General features: G+C 37.9%; 3 protein-coding genes. All 3 read left to right on the plus strand.

The genetic code is table 11. From position 1 onward, the window contains the following. The first annotated feature begins 90 nt into the window (after positions 1 to 90). The 3 genes from JC606_RS23025 to JC606_RS23035 all read left to right on the plus strand — a co-directional run bounded on the left by JC606_RS23025 (position 91) and on the right by JC606_RS23035 (position 2,025). Positions 91 to 630, plus strand: a complete 540-nt coding sequence (locus JC606_RS23025; protein ID WP_198779529.1) for a histidine phosphatase family protein — start codon at positions 91 to 93, stop codon at positions 628 to 630. 155 nt (positions 631 to 785) lie between these two features. Beyond that, entirely contained in the window at positions 786 to 1,556 is a 771-nt protein-coding gene (locus JC606_RS23030) for a hypothetical protein (protein WP_198779528.1), read from the plus strand. A 124-nt stretch (positions 1,557 to 1,680) separates the two neighbouring features. After that, on the plus strand, positions 1,681 to 2,025 hold the full coding sequence (locus tag JC606_RS23035) for a GrpB family protein (protein ID WP_233090623.1): 345 nt from the start codon (positions 1,681 to 1,683) through the stop codon (positions 2,023 to 2,025). Positions 2,026 to 2,066 lie beyond the last annotated feature (41 nt).

The following is a 2,066-nucleotide window of genomic DNA, read 5'->3' on the forward strand; positions in this document are numbered from 1 at the left end:
AAACAATTGCTAACAAGGCCAGTCAGCAGCATAGCTGCGCCTCTGCTGGCGGCATTAGCCCAATTCGGTGAAAATGGAGACTTAGAAAAAATGGAAGTTGTATTTGTAAGGCATGGCGTTCCAGACTACTCATTATCTGACGCGCGAAAAATGAGCCAACTTGAGAAGGATTATGCTCCTTTACATCGAGACCAAATACATGAATTACACGCTGTTGCTGAAGAAATTCAACTAGAGAAAGCGGAAGTTATCATATCCTCCCCCTATACAAGAGCACTTCAAACGGCAGAAATTATAAATCGTCAACTTGGTTTAGAACTCTTCGTTGAACATGATTTACGTGAGTGGCGAGCTGACCTTGAAGGAGGTTACTTAGACCTTCAAGAAAGAGATCGTCGCTGGCATGAGTATCGCGCTTCACTGAAAATTAATGCGGAGCCTAATAACGTTCCTTACGAATCTTGGATTGCACTTAGAAATCGCGCAAAAACAGTGTTATCGCGATACAAGCATTACTCTAAAATCGTAGTCGTATCTCATTTTAATGTTTTTGAAAGTTTAGTTGGTTATCAGGATAGTGGCATTGGCTGTGGCAGCTATCGTTTGATAACGGTGGATAAATTGGGCTAACAAACGCTTCAAGTCGATTCTTAACACTCGGCACTTTTGGCGTCAATTTGGGCTTATGTGATTACGGTGTTCAATCAAAGTTCAGTGGAGCGACACTCACAACTTAAGCGGGCGTTAGATTTCTTTCATCAAATCCACCATCGGTAAAATTTGCAATGTTGAATTTCAGAATTACAAAATACGATCCTAAAAATAGAAATTCGGATGGTCATTACAAAGTTGATGAATGGACGTGTCCGTCAGAAGTCGGGAAAACGTTTAATGGAATTGAGTTTAAAGCATCGGAATATTTTAAAATTGAAGAAAAGTATATAAATGCTGTGATAGAGTGCCTCCAGTCCAAACACATTAAGCACCTTCGAGTAGTAGACCTTGAGTCTAAGTTTCTAGAAGGTAACCTTTCGGATAAGGACAACCAGTGGTTAGTTAGCGAGGAGTTTAAGAATATTAAACTCTTTGAAGACAAGAAACTCGAAATAGATGATCTTAAAATTTTAATCAAAATGATTTTACGAGGTTTTCTGTGGTGCAGATTGGAGATTAATGAACTATTTAGTCTTAGGTTTGGTTGGGACTACTACATGTATATCTGTTGTTTTGATTTAAATGAGAGAACGATTAAAAAAATTAGTGAAACGGGATTGTTTGTTGAGCTACTTGAGCCACTTTATGATATGAAACGTTGCGATTTTTATATCCAAACTTGTCGTGCTGACGAAGATGGACATATCTTAGTTGAAGAAGAAACACTCCTTAAAACTATGACTCGGGAAAAAATAAAGAAAGGTTTAGATCTTTCTGATGAACATACAGGAAATCATAGTTTTGATATAACTCCTCAAAATTATGCAATGTTTAAAAATGACTTCGAGTTTAACTTCACGGAATATGAGTATTGCCTATATTGCGATAAGATTTACATATAGGTTAAAACGAAATCTAACAAGTCAATTCAGCAGGACGAAAAACAGTTGGTTTTGCTCCTGCGTCGCTAATTTTAACCAACTGATTTTTTGCCTCTGATTGAGGCGTTAGGTAAATGGAGGAACAATGAGTTCGAGGGTAATTGAAGTTGTAGACTATCGACCTTCATGGGCCGATGATTTTAGCGACGAAAAGGTGTTGCTAGAGTCGGTCTTGAATTCAGTTAATGTAGTGGCAATTCATCACATTGGTAGTACTTCAGTTAAAGGTCTTTGTGCGAAACCAATCATCGATATTCTTTTAGAAGTGAAATCACTAGAAGAGTTGGATAAGAACAATAATCTGATGGAGTCGCTTGGGTATGAAGTTAAAGGTGAATTTGGTATAGCAGGTAGGCGTTATTTTCAAAAAGGTGGCATACAAAGAAGTCACCAAGTACATGCTTTTTTAGTTGGGTCTGTACCGTCCTAAATATGGTTGACACATTTCCAACATGAAATTGGAGAGTGTCA

The sequence above is a fragment of the Vibrio sp. IB15 genome, assembly GCF_016406055.1.
GTDB classification, from domain to species: Bacteria; Pseudomonadota; Gammaproteobacteria; order Enterobacterales; family Vibrionaceae; genus Vibrio; species Vibrio chagasii.